Consider the following 14,491-nt stretch of genomic DNA (forward strand, 5'->3'; position numbering starts at 1 on the left):
GCGGCAGACGTTTTCGGCGTGTTTTCCGGCTGCTCGCGAGCGCGAATTTCTACCGAGGGTCTACGGAGTCGATCGCATCTGTCATCGCGGCGAGGAAGCCGGTGATGTGCCGGTGTTGGCTTGGGGTGAGTTTCATCGCGGCGGCGTACATGCGGAGGTGCATGCCGTTCAGCGTGTCGCGGACCTCGGCATCGGCCGTCTCGGTGGCGCGGATCGATGCGCTGCGGTTGATCGCGAAGCCGGCGACGCGTTCGACGCGTCCGTCGCGCTGAAGCTTGTCCGCGAGTGCGTTCGTGTCGGCGGTCGTGATGCCGAGGTAGTGGGCGAGCTCGGCGGGTCGTGCGGTTCGATCCGCGCGGCGGAGGAGGAAGCGTAGAGCGAGCATCTCGTCTTCGGCCATCGACATCGCTTCTCGCGTGCGGCGGCGCATGGCGACCTCTGCGGCCCGGTAGGTGCGCAACGCTTCGAGGGTCTGGCGGGCGAGGGCTTTCGGCTCGGAGATCTCGTCTTGCCAGTAGGTGCGCGGTAGCGCGGGGGTCGGCGCCGCGGCGGGGAGTGGTTGCGTGGCCTCGGGGTCGAGGGGTCTGACGTCGGTCATGCCAGGGATAGGAAGAGCTTTTCGAGCTCGTCCGGGGTGCTGACGCCGTCGGCATCGGGATCAGTCATGCAGTCGCGAAGTGCCGTCGAGATGACGAGGAAGCCCGCCCGGTCGAGGGCTTTGGAGACGGCGGCGAGCTGCTGCACAACGTCACGGCAGTGCGCGTCGCTTTCCACGGCAGTGATGACCGCTGCGAGCTGGCCCTGAGCGCGCTTGAGACGGTTGACCACCTTCCGCTTGGCCTCGGCGTCGTGGGCAAACGGCTCAGTGGTGATCTCGGTTGCGCTCATTCTCGTTCCTTCCGTGGAGTTGACAATCACGATACCCCCTGGGGTATGCTGAGTCCACCCCGGACTGATACCCCCAGGGGTATTACAGATTGAGGATCACATGTGCAGAGCAACAAAGTGCCGGACCTGCGGGAAGACCACGTGGGCGGGATGCGGACAGCATGTCGCAGCCGTCCGCAAGAGCGTGCCCGCATCGGACTGGTGTAACGGCAACCACACCCGCGGCGAGGTCCAGGCCGCGCAGTCGCAGCGTGGTGGGTTCTTCTCCCGCCTGTTCGGGAAGTGACGGGCATGGCCACGATCGATCTGACCGGCGAGACCTTCGGCGGCACGGTTGCGAGCGAAGGCATCGTCCTCGTCGACTTCTGGGCGGCTTGGTGCGGGCCCTGCCGGGCGTTCGCCCCCGTGTTCGAGGCCGCGTCAGAGCGCCACCCCGACGTCGTCTTTGCGAAGGTCGACACCGAAGCGGAGGTCGGGCTCGCCACGGCGAACCGCATCACCTCCATTCCCACGCTCATGGTCATCCGTGACGGCGTCTTGGTTTACAAGCAGCCCGGCGCTCTCCCCGAACCTCAGCTCGAGCTCCTGATCAGCAAGGCCCGCGAGCTCGACATGGATGACGTGCGCCGGCAAATCGCCGAATCCCCCACCGCCGCCTGAAAAGGACCCCCTATGTGCGCACAGATCACCTGCTCAACCTGCGGTAAGCCCACCTGGGCCGGCTGCGGACAGCACATCGAACAAGCCCTCGCGGGCATCCCCAACGACGAGCGCTGCAGCTGCGCTCACTGACAGCGACCGAAAGCAGACCCATGCTCCTCGAACGTCTCTATGACGACGACCTCGCCCACGCCAGCTACGTCATCGGATGCCAGCGCACCGGTGAAGCGATCGTCGTCGACCCGCGCCGTGATGTGCAGGTCTACCTCGACCTCGCCGCGAAGAACGGCATGACCATCACTGCGGTCACCGAAACCCATATCCACGCGGACTACCTCTCCGGCACCCGCGAGCTCGCGGCCCGCACCGGAGCGACGATGTACGTCTCCGGCGAAGGTGGCCCTGACTGGCAGTACGGCTCCGGGTTCCAGGACGCCACCCGGATGATGCACGGCCACCGCATCGCTATCGGGAACATCACCATCGAGGCGGTCCACACTCCCGGGCACACCCCCGAGCACCTGTCCTTCCTCATCACCGACGGCGCCGCCTCCTCGGAGCCGGGCTACGTCCTCACGGGAGACTTCGTATTCGTCGGTGACGTCGGACGTCCTGACCTGCTCGATGAGGCCGCCAGCGGTGTCGATAGCCGGTTCGACGGTGCGCGCGACCTGTTCGCCAGCCTCCGCGACCAGTTCCTCACCCTGCCCGACTATGTGCAGGTTCTCCCGGCTCACGGCTCAGGGTCTGCGTGCGGCAAAGCCCTCGGCGCGGTCCCCAGCTCGACGGTCGGCTACGAACGCCGCTTCGCGTGGTGGGCGCCCTACCTCGAGGCCGGCGACGAGCAGGGCTTCATCGACGCGCTGCTGAACGATCAACCTGACGCGCACGCGTACTTCGCGCGCATGAAGCGGCAGAATCGTGTCGGCCCGGCCCTGCGCGGCCAGCTCGCCCCGCTCACCGAGTACTCCGCGCCCGAGCTTCGCGCCGGCATCGAGGCGGACCGGGTGATCGTGGTCGACACGCGCCACCACTCCCTTGTCCACGAGGGCACCGTGCCGGGCGCGCTGAACGTCCCCGGGGTCGCGAAGGCAGCCAGTTACGGCGCGTGGGTCTACAACCCCGAGGCCGAAACCCGCCCGCTTGTGCTGCTCATCGACTCAGCGAACACCGCAGCCCAGTTCCGGGACCACTTGCTGCGTGTCGGCATCGACCAGGTCGACGGGTTCATCACCACCCTCGAAGGCCTGCCCACGGTGCAGCCCAAGATGATCGCCCCGACCGACCTTGACCAGGTCGACGCGGCGCTTCTCCTCGACGTCCGCAACCGCACCGAGTACAACGCCGGACACATCCCCGACGCCGTGCAGCTCTCCGGAGGCCGAGCACTCTGGCACGCCGACGAACTGCCGGCCGGGAAGATTCTGACCTACTGCCAGAGCGGCGTCCGCAACAGCGTCGTCGCCAGCGCCCTCCGCCGCGCCGGGCACGACGTCATCGAAATCGAAGGCAGCTACAACGCCTGGGTCGCAGCCACCGCACCTCAGACCGCCCCGGCCTGACCAAGCTCGGGAGCTCGAGTGGATACGTTCATCGTCATCGCCATGATCCTCGCGGTCCTGGTCGGTGTCGCACTCGGGCTCCTCGGTGGCGGGGGCTCCATCCTTACCGTCCCCATCTTCACCCTCGTCCTCGGCATCGGAACGAGAGAGGCGATCGTCTCCTCCCTCTTCGTTGTTGCCGTCACCAGCGTGGTTTCCACCGCATTCCGCGTCCGTAGACGCGAGGTGCTGTGGAGGGTCGCTGCGGTCTTCGCGGCGACCGGTCTGCTCGGGGGAGTGGCGGGCGGGATGGTCGGCCGGTTCTTTCCGGAACCTGTGCTCACCGGCCTGTTCGCGGCGATCATGATCGTCACCGCGATCGCCATGATGCGGCGCCGACGAGAGCCCACCGAACCTCGTCAGACGCGGCCGATCACGCGAGCGATTCGAACGGTCGCCACCGGACTTGGTGTGGGCGTGCTCACGGGAGCCCTGGGCGCAGGCGGCGGGTTCCTCATCGTCCCCGCGCTCACCTTCCTTGGCCTCCCCATTGCCGCGGCCGTAGGGACATCGCTCCTGGTCATCGCCGTGAACTCTTCCGCTGGCTTCCTCACGCAGATCAGTGCCGTGGCCATCCAATGGCCCACCGTCGTCACCTTCACCGCCCTCGCCCTCGCCGGGTCATTCATCGGTCTAGCGCTCTCGCGCCGCCTCCCCTCCTCCGGCATCCGCACCGGGTTTGCGGTCCTCGTGCTGGCCGTGGGGCTGACCATGCTCACCACCCTCATCGTCCAAACCCTCTCCTCCTGACCGCCACAGAAAGCCCTCCATGCCCAACGCGTCCGACGCCGCGCCCCGCACAGGGGAACACGTCGACGGATACGAGGTGCCCGTCCTCAACGAGCACGCCATCCGTATCGCCGCCGGCATCCTCCTTGCCGCGGGCATCACCGCACTCACCATCACGCTCGCCTCGGACAACATCAGGCCGTTACAGACATTCGGGATGTTCTTCCTTCTCGACATGACCACCCGGATCCTCATCAGTAACCGGCTGTCCCTCACCCTCGCCCTCGGATGGGCGCTGACGCGCCGCCGCCGGCCTTACTGGGTCGGTGCGCCGCAGAAAGCCTTCGCGTGGTGGCTCGCACTCGGTCTCGCTGCCCTCTCTTGCCTAACCATGAGTGCCGGAATCGTCCCGTTCGCCGTGACCCTCGGCCTGTGTGGGATCTGCTTCACCCTCCTCTTTCTGGAAGCCGTTCTTGGATGGTGCGCGGGATGCGCACTGCACCAACGCTTCAGCCGGAAACCCACCCGCCACTGCGCCAACGGCGCCTGCGACCGATAACCACCACACCTCCACGAAAGGACGCACATGCGCCGCCTCGCCCTCACCACCCTCACCGTCATCGCCGCGATCACCCTCACGTCCTGCGCCGGCACATCCCCACCGCAGAACGACGTCGACCCCAGTGCGGTCATCATCGACGTGCGCACCCCCGCCGAGCACGCCAGTGGACACCTCGACGGCGCTCTCCTGCTGGATGTCACCGCAGGCGAGCTGCAAGCTGCACTGCCCGACCTCGACCCGGAAGCCGCCTACCTCATCTACTGCCGGTCGGGTAACCGCGCAGGCGCCGCAATCGATCTGATGAAGCAAGCCGGCTTCACCGACCTCCGCAACCTCGGCTCCCTCGAAGACGCTGCCAATGCGACGGGACTCCCCATCGTCCAGCCCTAAAACGTACGCGCTCGTCCCCCCGCGAGCGCGTACCCCGCGCGCCTCGCGCGCGCCCCGCGTCGCTTGAGCTCGTCTCGTGACGCACAGTCCGGGCGGGTCGCCCCCACGGCCCGCCCGGACTGCTCAATTTATGCTCCCGCACGGGATGACGCACACAACAGCGAGATACGTCGGGCTCAGGAGCTGCGTGATCGGCCTGGCCATCGTTGCGATAGCGAGGGCTGCGGTGAGAACTATCGGGAGGAAGGTGAGCGTGATGGCCACCGTCGCGTCGCCTCTACCTGTGGCGGAAAAGATCGGCGAACTGATCATCACGGCGGCGATCGCAGCGGCCGCGTAGATGGCCACATAACCGACGCCAACTAGCGCTCGCACAAGCCGCGCTCCCTGTGGGCGTGGTGGGACAGGCTCCGAGTGAACGTGACTCACTGGATTACCGCGCTCCGCTGTCCCCGCCATGGGCACCACTATCTCAGGTCGTGCTTCATGGGTGATTACGGCGTGATGCGCCGACTTCTCGGAACGGCTGGCGAGATGCTCGAGTACGCCTCGGCCCTGGGGCCGCGTCGTTCTCGTCGTGAACAGTTGTCACTTGCGGGTCGAGAGTGGGCCCGGCGGAGACGCACCCCGATCGTTATCTAGTGTGACGAAACGGTTCGGGTCGGTGCGGACATGAACTGAGTGTTCAGACACGATGGGAGCGCTCATGAAGATGATGTCCGACGACGAGTTGATCGGCGCCCTGCGGGCGGCCGACCCCGCATCGCTGGCGACCGTCTCCGACGGTGATGCGCTTCGGGCGGTGCGCCGCGCACGTCGCGAACGTAAGCGGCCACGCTGGGGGCTGATCACGGGGGCGATCGCTGCAACGCTTGTGCTGGGGATCCCCGCCGGTGCGGCTGCGGCAGGTTTCATGGCGCGGACGGGATGGTTCGGATCCCCGAACCCCGGCGACCATCGCGATCACTGCATCAGCGCTGAGGTCACCGAGTATGACTGTGGCGATGAGTGGATCGACCTGAGTGCGCCCGATCTCGACAAGGTCGTCGCATCGGTCTATCCCACGTGGATGCCGCTCGCGCCGGGAGTCACCCGCGAGGACCTGACCGCACGTGTCATCGGCATTTCGTCCGCTGACGCACTCACCCCGGTCACGTCGCTCCGACGTACCTACGAGTCGGAGTCATACAAGGATTGGCTGACCGCGTGGATCGCCGCGAATGACCGCGGTGACACCGCCGCGCAGGAGACCGCGTCTCGTGTCATCACGGAAGCAGCTGACTGGCCCGCGATCGTAGCAACTGACGGTGGCCGGATAACAGACATCATGCGAGCGTTTGCAGAGCGGATCGCAGCTGGCGACCGGGGAGCGGCACAGGCCGCGGCGGAATACGAGGGAGCTCCCGGGTGGGACGGAATCGACCGCCACGAGCTCACGGATGAGATTTTCGACGAGGTCTATGGGGACGGCCGATGACCGCGGCCAGAGCAGCCGGAAGCGAGCTGACGTCACCTGCTGATCAGTTTGCGAACGATGAGACCGTCGACTCCGCCAAGATTGGGGATCGGGCATTCGAGGAAGCAGTCGCGCCCCTCGTCCCGTTGCTTCTGAGGTACTTCGCTCGGCGCGTGACACCGACGGACGATGCCGCAGACTGCACGTCGGAGACACTCGCTGCGCTGTGGAAGCATCGCTCACGACTCCCGGCGGTAGATGACGAGCGTCGGGCGTGGGCGTACGGGATTGCTCGCAAGGTGCTCTCGAACCACCATCGCGGCAGAGCTCGTCGAGACCGGGCGGACGAGGCCCTGCGGGCCGCGGCCGCGGTGACATCAGTCGAGGACGTTCCGGATGAGGCGTTCATCGCGGCCGAGGCTTTGAAGCTCCTTCCCACACGCGATCAAGAACTCGTCCGGCTCGTTGTGTGGGAGGAGCTGTCGATCGCCGCCGCAGGAAGAGTGATGGGCGTCAATCCGGGGACGGCCCGCACCCGGTATGCGCGCGCACTCGGCAAACTCCGCCTCGCCTACAGGGCAATCGACTCATGACAGGCTGAGTTCCTGCCGAAAACGATCGTTATCGGCAGCCCCGCCGACGTCGACGACCAAGTGCACGACACGCCGAGAAATGACCCGCCGAAACCCCCTGCCGAAACCCAACCGCGCCGAAACATCGGCGGTACCGTTTTCGGCATGGCACACGAAGTCGGCTACGCCTGAGTCTCCAAGCGCGAGCAGAACCGCGCCCGTAGTGGCTCGCCTGTCTCGAGTACCTGCGTCCGGGGGTAGCCTCAAAGTGCGCCGCGTCGACCGTCTCGCTGGCAGTAAGCACATCCCGATCGAGACGTTGCAGGAGCTCGACGCCCGACAGGTGAACATCGTCAGCCTCACCGAGCCGACGATCGACACCGCGACACCGATGGGTCGCGTCCTCTACGGCATCGTCGCAGTGTTTGCGCAGCTCCGCGTCGACACCATCCGAGACAACACAACCCGCGGCCTGGATTACGCCCGCAGCCAGGGCCGCGTCGGCGGCCGGCCAAGCGTCACCATACCCGAGCGGATCGGAACAGCCGAGCGCATGCGGGCCGAGCAGTACAGCTGGGCGAGCATCTCCCGCGTGCTGGGAGTCGGAGCCACCAGCGTGCGCCGAGCCCTCAACCGATAACGGTATCTATCACCCCTGATAGAATGGCCTATCGGAGGTGGCCGCCATGACGATCGCGGAGGTTCCGCCCGAGGCGCGTGCGGCAGTGCTCGCGCGCCGCCGGAAGGAGATGGTCGAGCTGGACTACCGGCGCGAGCTGCGCCGCCTGGATCAGCACGGATACAGTCAGCGGGAGATTGCCAAGTGGCTCGGGATCGCGCAGCCGTCGGTGCTCAGCGCGCTCCGCACCGCGGCGAAGGTGACGATGCCGCTGGACGGATTCTCCGGCGCGACCCCCTACGAGATTTGCCAGCGCTACGCCGCCGATTTCATTGACCGGGCGAAGCTCGTCGACGAGCTCACGCGATTCCCCTACGTGAAGGGCGTGCAGACGGACGGGTATGACTCGCTGATCGTCGACCCGGACGGCACCTGGTCGGAGGTCGGAGACGCCGTACGCCGCGGGCTCATCGAGGACGAGGTCTACGAGGAAGTCTTCAACCGCCGACACGGTATCGCGGTGGCTCGTGCAGAGCACGCCGACACCTAGGCCACCGCGGCTCCTGCGCAGCGCCCCGATACCACTCTCCACAGCCCGTCAGGATTCCCTGTTGGGTAGTGGCGCAGTGTCCGGTTTGGCTGTGCTCGTTCAGGTTTCATTCGGTCGCGGATCCGCCGTCTCTCTTGGGGACGGTGAGGGTCGGCATCCGGGCACCTTCCTCTACTGGATTTCCTTCAGGGCTGAGTTGTGCGTACAACCAGGCCGGCTGCGACGAGCTCCTCGACCGCTGCGTGGATGTCCTTCGAGTCCTCGAACGCGTCCTCGAACGGGTTGAGTGGCTGACCTTGTTTCGAGAGCACTAGGGCATACAGTCCCTTGGCCGTGAGCGAGAGAGTCGGGTCGTTGAGGACGGCGTCGGGAATGGCCGAGTCGTTGGGGTCATCGCTTACCGGGCGCGGGCCGTATGCGGCGATCCATTCTTCGGCGTCTGGCATGGGCTTAGGGTACTGGTCGGCCGTTGGGATGTCATTGGTAAGCGGACGGGAGTACGATGACTCCCGTCCGCTTGGCTTGGTTGTTCAGCGGGTGACTCCGGTTCCGGCGTACGAGGCCGGTGCTGCTACCGGCCCCGAAGCGTCTGCTGCGGGGCCGTTAGCTTTTGGGGCGCGGTTGATGGTCGCGTCGGTGAACCGCAGGGATGCGCCGACGTTGTCGGCGACGACGTCGCGGGTCTCGCGTGTCTGGCCGCTGTCCTTGTCGGTGTAGGTGCCGAAGCGGAGGTCTCCGACGACGATCGCGGCGTCGCCCTTGTGGAGCGAGTCGGTCACGTGGCGGGCCTGCTGGTTGAACACGACGACCCGGTGAAAGACTGTGCCGGCGTCTTCCCATCGTCCGGTGTCCTCGTTGAGGCGGCGGTCGTTGACGGCGAGTGAGAAGCGGGCGTACTCGTTGCCTGATTCTCCGGTGCCGTGTTCCGGGTCGGCGGTGAGGTTGCCCTCCAGCGTGACCGGGATCTTGGTGGTCATCTTCGTTTTCCTTTCGTCGTGGACACCTGGTGGTGTCCTCATTGTGCGTGGGCCTGGCTGGTCCACGCCGTCCATTCCTGCTCGTCAGTGACGTCCGTCCAGGTGCGGGGTTTGGCGGGTTTGTGTCCGTTGTTGCATCCGCCCCCGTATGCCCTCGCGAGTCGGGGGGTGGCGATGGCGAGTCGTTCGTGCCAGCCGATGGGGCCGAATCCGGCGTCGCTGGAGTCGAACGCGGCGACGTGTGCGGTGTGGAGGGCGGAGAGTTCTTCGACGAGGTGGCTGTGCTTCCACCAGCAGGTGGGGACGACGCTGAGGGGGAGGTTGTAGCGGACCGTGAGCCACTCGACCCACGTCCGCAGAACGTTCCACCGCTCGGCGGCTTCGCCGGCTGTGAGCTCGCGCCAGTTGGTGACGAGCCCGCCGATCGGGGCGGATCCGCCGTACCGGGAGCGCGGGTCGAAGCCGCTGAGTTCCTGGGCGAGGAGCGCATCGACGTCTGCCGGGTCGAACTCGCTCATGATGCGTCCTTCACCGGGCGGAGCTTCACCTGCAGTACTTGCAGGGCGTGCATCGTTGCCTGCCGGCGTGTGCGGTGGGCGGCAAGAATGATGTCGCGATCGATCAGACGATGGAGCAGGTCGTGGCAGTACGGGTGGAGGGCGATGAGGTCATCATCGTCCTCCCACGCCTGCCACTCACCCCGGACGATCCGCACCCCGCGGTAGTCGAGATGGTGCAACTCGAGCTGCGTCTTCGTCCCGGCGATGTCGCATGCCGCGCATGGCACCTGGCCGGTGTTGGTGTGGTCGCGGAACCAGCGCTCTCGTCTGGCGAACCAGGCCCGGGAGCGGAGGAACTCGTCTCGGTACAGGTTTTTCAGGCCTGTGCGTCGTCTGTTGCTCATTCGTCGCTCACCGCCTCTGCCTGTTCGACTGGGTCCGCAGCCTGCGGCGGTGGCGGGGGCGCGGTGAATACGGCTTGCTGTTGTTGTTCGGTGTGGCGTTTGCCGTGCTGGATCTCGCGCGCATCGCGCCGTTCGTCCCAGCCGGTGAGGTCGAGGAGCACACCCCGGCGGTTGCGGTAGGCGAGGAGGCCGAGGGTTTGCGGCATCCGCCGGATCTCGTCGACCGACATCAGCGGCAACCGTTCTTGACGTTCGCTGGTGTGGTGACCGGTCTGGTCGCTGTCCCAGGACCGTTCGGTGCGCCGGGCATCGCGCGTGCCGAGCAGCGCTTCAACGTCCCGGAGGTGGGCGACGTGGGATGCGCCGCCGAGGAGGACTTTGGCGGTGGCTGCGGCCCAGATGGTGTCGGCTTCTGCGCGGGACCATGCTGTTTCTGCTTGGGAGAGGGCTTGGAGGACCACGAAGGTGCAGATGCCGCGGCCGCCGCCGTCGGCCATGACGCGGGGGAGGGCGCCCCAGCGGAACATGTTCGCGATCTCGTCGAGGATCAAGCCCAGCGGGTGCGCGAGCCGCGACCCGGGTGAGGCGAGCGCGCGTATGCGTGCGACCTCGACTATGTCATCCAGTAGCGCCCCGAGGAACCCGCCCATCGCGGACGCGCCGGAGGAAGACCCGACTAGGTAGAGCGTGTTCGCGGCGTCGAGGAACTCTTTCGGGTCGAAGACGGGATCGCCGCGGCCGGGCATCAGCGCGGCACGGATCTGTGGGACGGCGAGCGGGGCGACGGCGCCTTGGACGCCGAACCAGATCGAGGAGACGAGCTTCTCGTCCCCGCTGATGGTGGCTTCGAGGTTGTCGCCCCATCCGGGTGCTCCGTCGGAGCGGAGCACGTCGACGGCGGTACGGGCAAGGGCCGGGCTGGATCCCCAGTCATAGATGTCTTCGATGGTGCGGTCGCCGACGGCGGCGGCGTGGAGGAGCCGGGCGAGGACGACGCCGGAGGCTTGCGCCCATTCTCCGTTCGTGGTCGAGGCGCCCAGCGCGGTGCCGGTGATGATGGCATTGCCGCGCTGCATCGCCACGAGGGGATCTTCGCATCCGGCCAGCGGGCTGACCCGGAGTGGGTGGCGGATGCCGGAGAGTCCTTGGGGGTCGAAGACGTGGGTCTGGCCGCGGTGCTGGCGCATGTGCATTGTCGCGGTGAGGTTGTCGTTCGTGGTCGAGGTGGTGATGAGCGGGCCTGACCAGTCGAGGATCGCGGAGATGAGGACCCGGTATCCCTTGCCGGACCGGGGCGGGCCTTCGAGGGCGACGGAGTCTTCGATGGACACGTACACGTCTCGGCCGCGGGAGCGTCCGACCCGCCACCCCACATCCGTGGGCTTCGGGTGTTCCAGGTCGGGACGGAGCTGCCGGGCGCGACGCAGCACGGCGCGGGCGGAGAGGTGCTGGCGGATCTCGGATGCTGGCGCGAATCCGGGCCGGGTGCGCAGGTCGGCGATGAACGCCCGGTCCGATTCCCGGTACCGGCGGTAGAGAACGTACACCGAGACCCCGAGAGCTGTGAGCAGCAGTACCGCGAGAAGGTCGGCGACGCGGATCTGCCACACAGGCAGAGCGCACCCGGCGAGCCGGTACTGGGCCGGGTCGCCGGTGACGGCGAGGAGGAGGCCGGAGAACAGGCTGTTCGCTTCGGGCCGGACGCCGCACACCACCTGGGTGATGGATTCTGCGATGAAGGTGAAGGCAAGCGCCAGGATGAACGTTGCCGCCACGAGGACGGCGAGTGCCTTGCCGAACCAGCTGCTGTTCATAATGGTGTCCTGTTCAGTCCAACCCGGTTGCGACAGCTGCCGCGACGCGAAGCCAGGCGTCCTGCGTGGCCCGGCCGAGCGCGTCGAACCGCAACTGGCCGCTCTTGAGCGCCGGGTCGAACGGGATGGTCTCGACGACCCGTACCTGGTCCGAAAATCCGGCGGCGATGGTGTTGGTGGCGCGGCGGGAGCCTGATTCGGGGGTGGTGACGACCACGACGGCGTTCGTCGCCAATGCCGCCGAGTGCCGGTCACGCTGCCGCAGCGCGTCCAGGAGCAGGGAGGCGGACTCGGCGGACTCGGGGGAGGGGAGGGTGGGGATGACGAGTTGGTGTGAGTTGTCGACCATCCGGAGCCACCGGTCGGCGGACTCATCGTTGCCGGAGTCGAACACGGTGAGCCGGTAGTAGTGCACGGCGACCTGCAGCAGTAGGTCAAACTCGTCCTTCTCGATGCGCTGATGCGCGGCCAGCAGTTCCGGGTTGGAGCGGAGGACGTCGTAGCGATCGTCGGGCTGGTGATGCACGAACCGGGAGATATCGGAGACGGATGCGGTCGCGGCGAGGAGGTCGCGGGCTGCGGGGAGGAGGTCGCGGATCGTGGTGTCATAGAGCCCCTGCTCGGTGCGCCAGCCCAGCGTTCCGCGAGTGTCGTTGTTGTCCCAGGCGAGGACGTTGCCACCGCCGTATCGGGCGAAAACCGCCGCGACCATCGCGGACGTCATGGTCTTGCCGACACCGCCTTTGCCGTTGGCGACCGCGATGTTCCGATACCCGGCCCAATGCCGAGACACCCGACCGATCGCTTCGCGCCGTCGCTGCTGCGTCTTCGTCTCGGCGATCACGATGCCGGCGCGTGCGGCGAGTCCTCGCCATCCGATGCTCGCCTTTGGCGCGTCGCCGGCAGAGCGGATGAACGAATGTCGCGAACCCGAGGCATCCACTTCGGTGTTGACGTCGTACGGCTCAACTGGGGGAACGACAGGCTCCGGCTCCGCCACCTCGGGCGTGGTGGTCGCCGGCGCCATGTCGACTGGGGCGGCGGTGATGTCACCGGTTGCGCTGATGAGGAGGCGATGGTCACCGCGGTCCCCAGATGTGACCAGTTCGAGGGCGGTTCCGGTGCGCCTAGCTTCGTCGGTCGCGCGGCGCACGACGATGTGGCGGATGTCCTCGCCCGTGGTCGCGGAGATGGGTTCTGCGTCACCGTTGGGGGCGATGAAGGTGGCGTTCGGGCCGGTGACGGTCGCGTATGCGCGGGGTGTGGTGTCGGTGGTCATTGCAGTTCCTTCTGGGCGGTCAGCCATCCGTCGACCGAGGTGTCGTCGGGCCAGAGCGAGTCGACGACCGGGTTGTCGAGGTTGCGGAACTCGTCGTCGTAGCGGCTGTCGAGATCCATGGCGTCATCGGTCTTGAAGAGGTCGTACTCCCACTCGGTCGAGGTGGCGAACGCATCCACCAGGTAGGAGAACTGTCCGACGTAGGCGAGGAACTCGCCTTTGCGCAGTTGCCGGGCCATGGCGGCGTGCGCGGGTGGGATGCTCAGGCGCTGTTGGATGCTGGTGCCTTCTTGCTGGTTGATCCGGAAGATGAACTTGTTCTCGATATCGCCGGCGATCGAGTAAGCGAGGTTGCGTTCTTGAGAATCCGCTTCACCGACAGCGTCCAGATCGCCCATCTTGTGCAGGATCACGATGTTGCTGATTCCGTAGTGACGAGAAAGCTTCAACCACTGCTGATACATCTGCAACGACGCGAGCGAGGTCATGTCGCGCCACCCTTCCTCGCGAATGACATAGCGGGTTCGGCGTGCGCCGCGATCGGAGATCACGGCCTGATTCCACGCGGTCGTGCAGATCTGCGACAGCTGCGCGACCAGATCCCCCCGAGCGAACAACTCCGAGGTATCGACGACGACGATCGGGGCCGCATCATCGAAGCTCACGGTCGATTCGTCTTCGAAGAGCCCGGAGAGATCGCCGTTGACGAACCTGCGCAGGACGAAGCTGGGCTGGATGGCGCCCTGCGCAAGATGCCGATCCTGGTCGGTCTCCCGTGCCAGCGAGGTCAGTTCGACGTACACCCCGCGCAGGGTCGGCCGGTCGTTCGTGTGGACGATGCAGCGCTCGAGCGCTTCGAGGAGAGCGGCGTGCTCGACGGCGGTGAGGTGTGAGGCGGGGAGGGCGGCTTCCACGAGAGAGGTCAGGACGGTGATCCGGCGCTGCTTCACCATCTGCTCGTGCTGCTCGTTCGTGACACCGGTGCGACGCGGGCCCCGGTCGAGCGGGTTCAGGCGAGTGTCGTAGGCGCCACCGAGCCGGATGACGTTCCCGCCGGGGATCGCCTCGGCGACGGTGACCCATTCGCCTTTCGGGTCGGAGGGCACCACTGCTTGGTGCCCGAACGCCATCGACCGGGTCACGAGGGTCTTGATGACCGCGCTCTTCCCGGCCCGATAGGCACCGAGCACCAGGACGTTGGTCGAGAACGAACCGCGGTCGGTGCTGTCCGCGTAGGTCTCCCAGGGCGAGAAGTGCCAGAGCGAGTCGGCGTTGAGGTCCACACCGACGATCGGGCCCCGGTGCCCGAGTCCCGCGTCGGCGACGAACGGGTAGATGCCGGCGATGTGCTGCGAGGTCGCCTGATGGGGCGGAATCTGCAACGGGGCGAGGTTCCAATACCCGCCCTCGGCCAGTCCGGGGCCGAACGGGCCCGGAACAGCCGGCTCTGGGAGCCCGCGACCGCGGCGCGTGACCGGCGGCGGGGCATC

General features: G+C 66.8%; 20 protein-coding genes. 10 read left to right on the forward strand and 10 right to left on the reverse strand.

Annotation, left to right across the window (positions count from 1 at the left end):
• Window positions 1-49: 49 nt before the first annotated feature.
• Both IM776_RS02660 and IM776_RS02665 read right to left on the reverse strand, forming a co-directional pair.
• Entirely contained in the window at window positions 50-598 is a 549-nt protein-coding gene (locus tag IM776_RS02660) for a MarR family transcriptional regulator (protein WP_194421520.1), read from the reverse strand.
• A complete protein-coding gene (locus tag IM776_RS02665) occupies window positions 595-888 on the reverse strand; it encodes a metal-sensitive transcriptional regulator (RefSeq protein WP_194421521.1) in 294 nt (97 codons plus the stop codon). The genes IM776_RS02660 and IM776_RS02665 overlap by 4 nt, the downstream gene beginning before the upstream one ends.
• 100 nt (window positions 889-988) lie before the next feature.
• Between IM776_RS02665 and IM776_RS15840 the strand changes: the two genes are divergently transcribed.
• The 6 genes from IM776_RS15840 to IM776_RS02690 all read left to right on the forward strand — a co-directional run bounded on the left by IM776_RS15840 (window position 989) and on the right by IM776_RS02690 (window position 4,830).
• The gene (locus IM776_RS15840; RefSeq protein ID WP_228479879.1) at window positions 989-1,174 is read left to right on the forward strand and encodes a hypothetical protein; all 186 of its coding nucleotides are present in this window, start codon (window positions 989-991) and stop codon (window positions 1,172-1,174) included.
• Between the two features lie 5 nt (window positions 1,175-1,179).
• The gene (locus IM776_RS02670; RefSeq protein WP_194421522.1) at window positions 1,180-1,548 is read left to right on the forward strand and encodes a thioredoxin family protein; all 369 of its coding nucleotides are present in this window, start codon (window positions 1,180-1,182) and stop codon (window positions 1,546-1,548) included.
• A gap of 152 nt (window positions 1,549-1,700) precedes the next feature.
• Complete coding sequence (locus IM776_RS02675) at window positions 1,701-3,110, forward strand: MBL fold metallo-hydrolase (protein ID WP_194421523.1); 1,410 nt, start codon at window positions 1,701-1,703, stop codon at window positions 3,108-3,110.
• Between the two features lie 18 nt (window positions 3,111-3,128).
• A complete protein-coding gene (locus IM776_RS02680; protein WP_194421524.1) occupies window positions 3,129-3,899 on the forward strand; it encodes a sulfite exporter TauE/SafE family protein in 771 nt (256 codons plus the stop codon).
• A gap of 19 nt (window positions 3,900-3,918) precedes the next feature.
• The gene (locus IM776_RS02685; protein ID WP_194421525.1) at window positions 3,919-4,437 is read left to right on the forward strand and encodes a DUF4395 domain-containing protein; all 519 of its coding nucleotides are present in this window, start codon (window positions 3,919-3,921) and stop codon (window positions 4,435-4,437) included.
• Window positions 4,438-4,464: 27 nt separating this feature from the next.
• Window positions 4,465-4,830 carry a rhodanese-like domain-containing protein gene (locus IM776_RS02690; protein ID WP_194421526.1) on the forward strand — a complete coding sequence of 122 codons (366 nt, stop codon included), beginning with the start codon at window positions 4,465-4,467 and terminating at the stop codon, window positions 4,828-4,830.
• Between the two features lie 123 nt (window positions 4,831-4,953).
• Here the strand turns inward: IM776_RS02690 and IM776_RS15845 are convergent, their stop codons facing one another.
• Window positions 4,954-5,178 (reverse strand): hypothetical protein, encoded by a 225-nt coding sequence (locus tag IM776_RS15845; protein ID WP_228479880.1) that lies wholly within the window; start codon window positions 5,176-5,178, stop codon window positions 4,954-4,956.
• Window positions 5,179-5,536: 358 nt separating this feature from the next.
• Between IM776_RS15845 and IM776_RS02700 the strand changes: the two genes are divergently transcribed.
• From IM776_RS02700 to IM776_RS02715, 4 genes are all read left to right on the forward strand, one after another.
• The gene (locus IM776_RS02700; protein WP_194421528.1) at window positions 5,537-6,307 is read left to right on the forward strand and encodes a hypothetical protein; all 771 of its coding nucleotides are present in this window, start codon (window positions 5,537-5,539) and stop codon (window positions 6,305-6,307) included.
• Complete coding sequence (locus IM776_RS02705; RefSeq protein ID WP_228479881.1) at window positions 6,304-6,879, forward strand: RNA polymerase sigma factor; 576 nt, start codon at window positions 6,304-6,306, stop codon at window positions 6,877-6,879. Before IM776_RS02700 ends, IM776_RS02705 begins: the two co-directional genes overlap by 4 nt.
• A gap of 247 nt (window positions 6,880-7,126) precedes the next feature.
• Entirely contained in the window at window positions 7,127-7,498 is a 372-nt protein-coding gene (locus tag IM776_RS02710; RefSeq protein WP_267237933.1) for a recombinase family protein, read from the forward strand.
• A gap of 46 nt (window positions 7,499-7,544) precedes the next feature.
• Entirely contained in the window at window positions 7,545-8,027 is a 483-nt protein-coding gene (locus IM776_RS02715; RefSeq protein ID WP_147039228.1) for a helix-turn-helix domain-containing protein, read from the forward strand.
• Between the two features lie 185 nt (window positions 8,028-8,212).
• Here the strand turns inward: IM776_RS02715 and IM776_RS02720 are convergent, their stop codons facing one another.
• The 7 genes from IM776_RS02720 to IM776_RS02750 form a co-directional block, all read right to left on the reverse strand.
• Window positions 8,213-8,473 (reverse strand): hypothetical protein, encoded by a 261-nt coding sequence (locus tag IM776_RS02720; protein ID WP_194421530.1) that lies wholly within the window; start codon window positions 8,471-8,473, stop codon window positions 8,213-8,215.
• 84 nt (window positions 8,474-8,557) lie between these two features.
• The gene (locus IM776_RS02725) at window positions 8,558-9,004 is read right to left on the reverse strand and encodes a single-stranded DNA-binding protein (protein ID WP_194421531.1); all 447 of its coding nucleotides are present in this window, start codon (window positions 9,002-9,004) and stop codon (window positions 8,558-8,560) included.
• 38 nt (window positions 9,005-9,042) lie between these two features.
• Window positions 9,043-9,522 (reverse strand): hypothetical protein, encoded by a 480-nt coding sequence (locus IM776_RS02730; protein ID WP_194421532.1) that lies wholly within the window; start codon window positions 9,520-9,522, stop codon window positions 9,043-9,045.
• Window positions 9,519-9,908, reverse strand: a complete 390-nt coding sequence (locus IM776_RS02735; protein ID WP_194421533.1) for a hypothetical protein — start codon at window positions 9,906-9,908, stop codon at window positions 9,519-9,521. The genes IM776_RS02730 and IM776_RS02735 overlap by 4 nt, the downstream gene beginning before the upstream one ends.
• The gene (locus tag IM776_RS02740) at window positions 9,905-11,722 is read right to left on the reverse strand and encodes a type IV secretory system conjugative DNA transfer family protein (protein WP_194421534.1); all 1,818 of its coding nucleotides are present in this window, start codon (window positions 11,720-11,722) and stop codon (window positions 9,905-9,907) included. Before IM776_RS02740 ends, IM776_RS02735 begins: the two co-directional genes overlap by 4 nt.
• 13 nt (window positions 11,723-11,735) lie before the next feature.
• On the reverse strand, window positions 11,736-13,001 hold the full coding sequence (locus IM776_RS02745) for a MinD/ParA family ATP-binding protein (RefSeq protein ID WP_194421535.1): 1,266 nt from the start codon (window positions 12,999-13,001) through the stop codon (window positions 11,736-11,738).
• Window positions 12,998-14,383, reverse strand: coding sequence for an ATP-binding protein (locus IM776_RS02750; RefSeq protein WP_194421536.1), 1,386 nt, complete (start codon window positions 14,381-14,383; stop codon window positions 12,998-13,000). The genes IM776_RS02745 and IM776_RS02750 overlap by 4 nt, the downstream gene beginning before the upstream one ends.
• Window positions 14,384-14,491 lie beyond the last annotated feature (108 nt).

The sequence above is a fragment of the Microbacterium abyssi genome (assembly GCF_015277895.1).
GTDB classification, from domain to species: Bacteria; Actinomycetota; Actinomycetes; order Actinomycetales; family Microbacteriaceae; genus Microbacterium; species Microbacterium abyssi.

Bases quoted from the DNA above. Each gene is read 5' to 3' on its own strand.
- IM776_RS02660 (WP_194421520.1), bottom strand. From the start codon at position 598: ATGACCGACGTCAGACCCCTCGACCCCGAGGCCACGCAACCACTCCCC.
- IM776_RS02665 (WP_194421521.1), bottom strand. From the start codon at position 888: ATGAGCGCAACCGAGATCACCACTGAGCCGTTTGCCCACGACGCCGAG.
- IM776_RS15840 (WP_228479879.1), top strand. From the start codon at position 989: ATGTGCAGAGCAACAAAGTGCCGGACCTGCGGGAAGACCACGTGGGCG.
- IM776_RS02670 (WP_194421522.1), top strand. From the start codon at position 1,180: ATGGCCACGATCGATCTGACCGGCGAGACCTTCGGCGGCACGGTTGCG.
- IM776_RS02675 (WP_194421523.1), top strand. From the start codon at position 1,701: ATGCTCCTCGAACGTCTCTATGACGACGACCTCGCCCACGCCAGCTAC.
- IM776_RS02685 (WP_194421525.1), top strand. From the start codon at position 3,919: ATGCCCAACGCGTCCGACGCCGCGCCCCGCACAGGGGAACACGTCGAC.
- IM776_RS02690 (WP_194421526.1), top strand. From the start codon at position 4,465: ATGCGCCGCCTCGCCCTCACCACCCTCACCGTCATCGCCGCGATCACC.
- IM776_RS02700 (WP_194421528.1), top strand. From the start codon at position 5,537: ATGAAGATGATGTCCGACGACGAGTTGATCGGCGCCCTGCGGGCGGCC.
- IM776_RS02705 (WP_228479881.1), top strand. From the start codon at position 6,304: ATGACCGCGGCCAGAGCAGCCGGAAGCGAGCTGACGTCACCTGCTGAT.
- IM776_RS02715 (WP_147039228.1), top strand. From the start codon at position 7,545: ATGACGATCGCGGAGGTTCCGCCCGAGGCGCGTGCGGCAGTGCTCGCG.
- IM776_RS02720 (WP_194421530.1), bottom strand. From the start codon at position 8,473: ATGCCAGACGCCGAAGAATGGATCGCCGCATACGGCCCGCGCCCGGTA.
- IM776_RS02725 (WP_194421531.1), bottom strand. From the start codon at position 9,004: ATGACCACCAAGATCCCGGTCACGCTGGAGGGCAACCTCACCGCCGAC.
- IM776_RS02730 (WP_194421532.1), bottom strand. From the start codon at position 9,522: ATGAGCGAGTTCGACCCGGCAGACGTCGATGCGCTCCTCGCCCAGGAA.
- IM776_RS02735 (WP_194421533.1), bottom strand. From the start codon at position 9,908: ATGAGCAACAGACGACGCACAGGCCTGAAAAACCTGTACCGAGACGAG.
- IM776_RS02740 (WP_194421534.1), bottom strand. From the start codon at position 11,722: ATGAACAGCAGCTGGTTCGGCAAGGCACTCGCCGTCCTCGTGGCGGCA.
- IM776_RS02745 (WP_194421535.1), bottom strand. From the start codon at position 13,001: ATGACCACCGACACCACACCCCGCGCATACGCGACCGTCACCGGCCCG.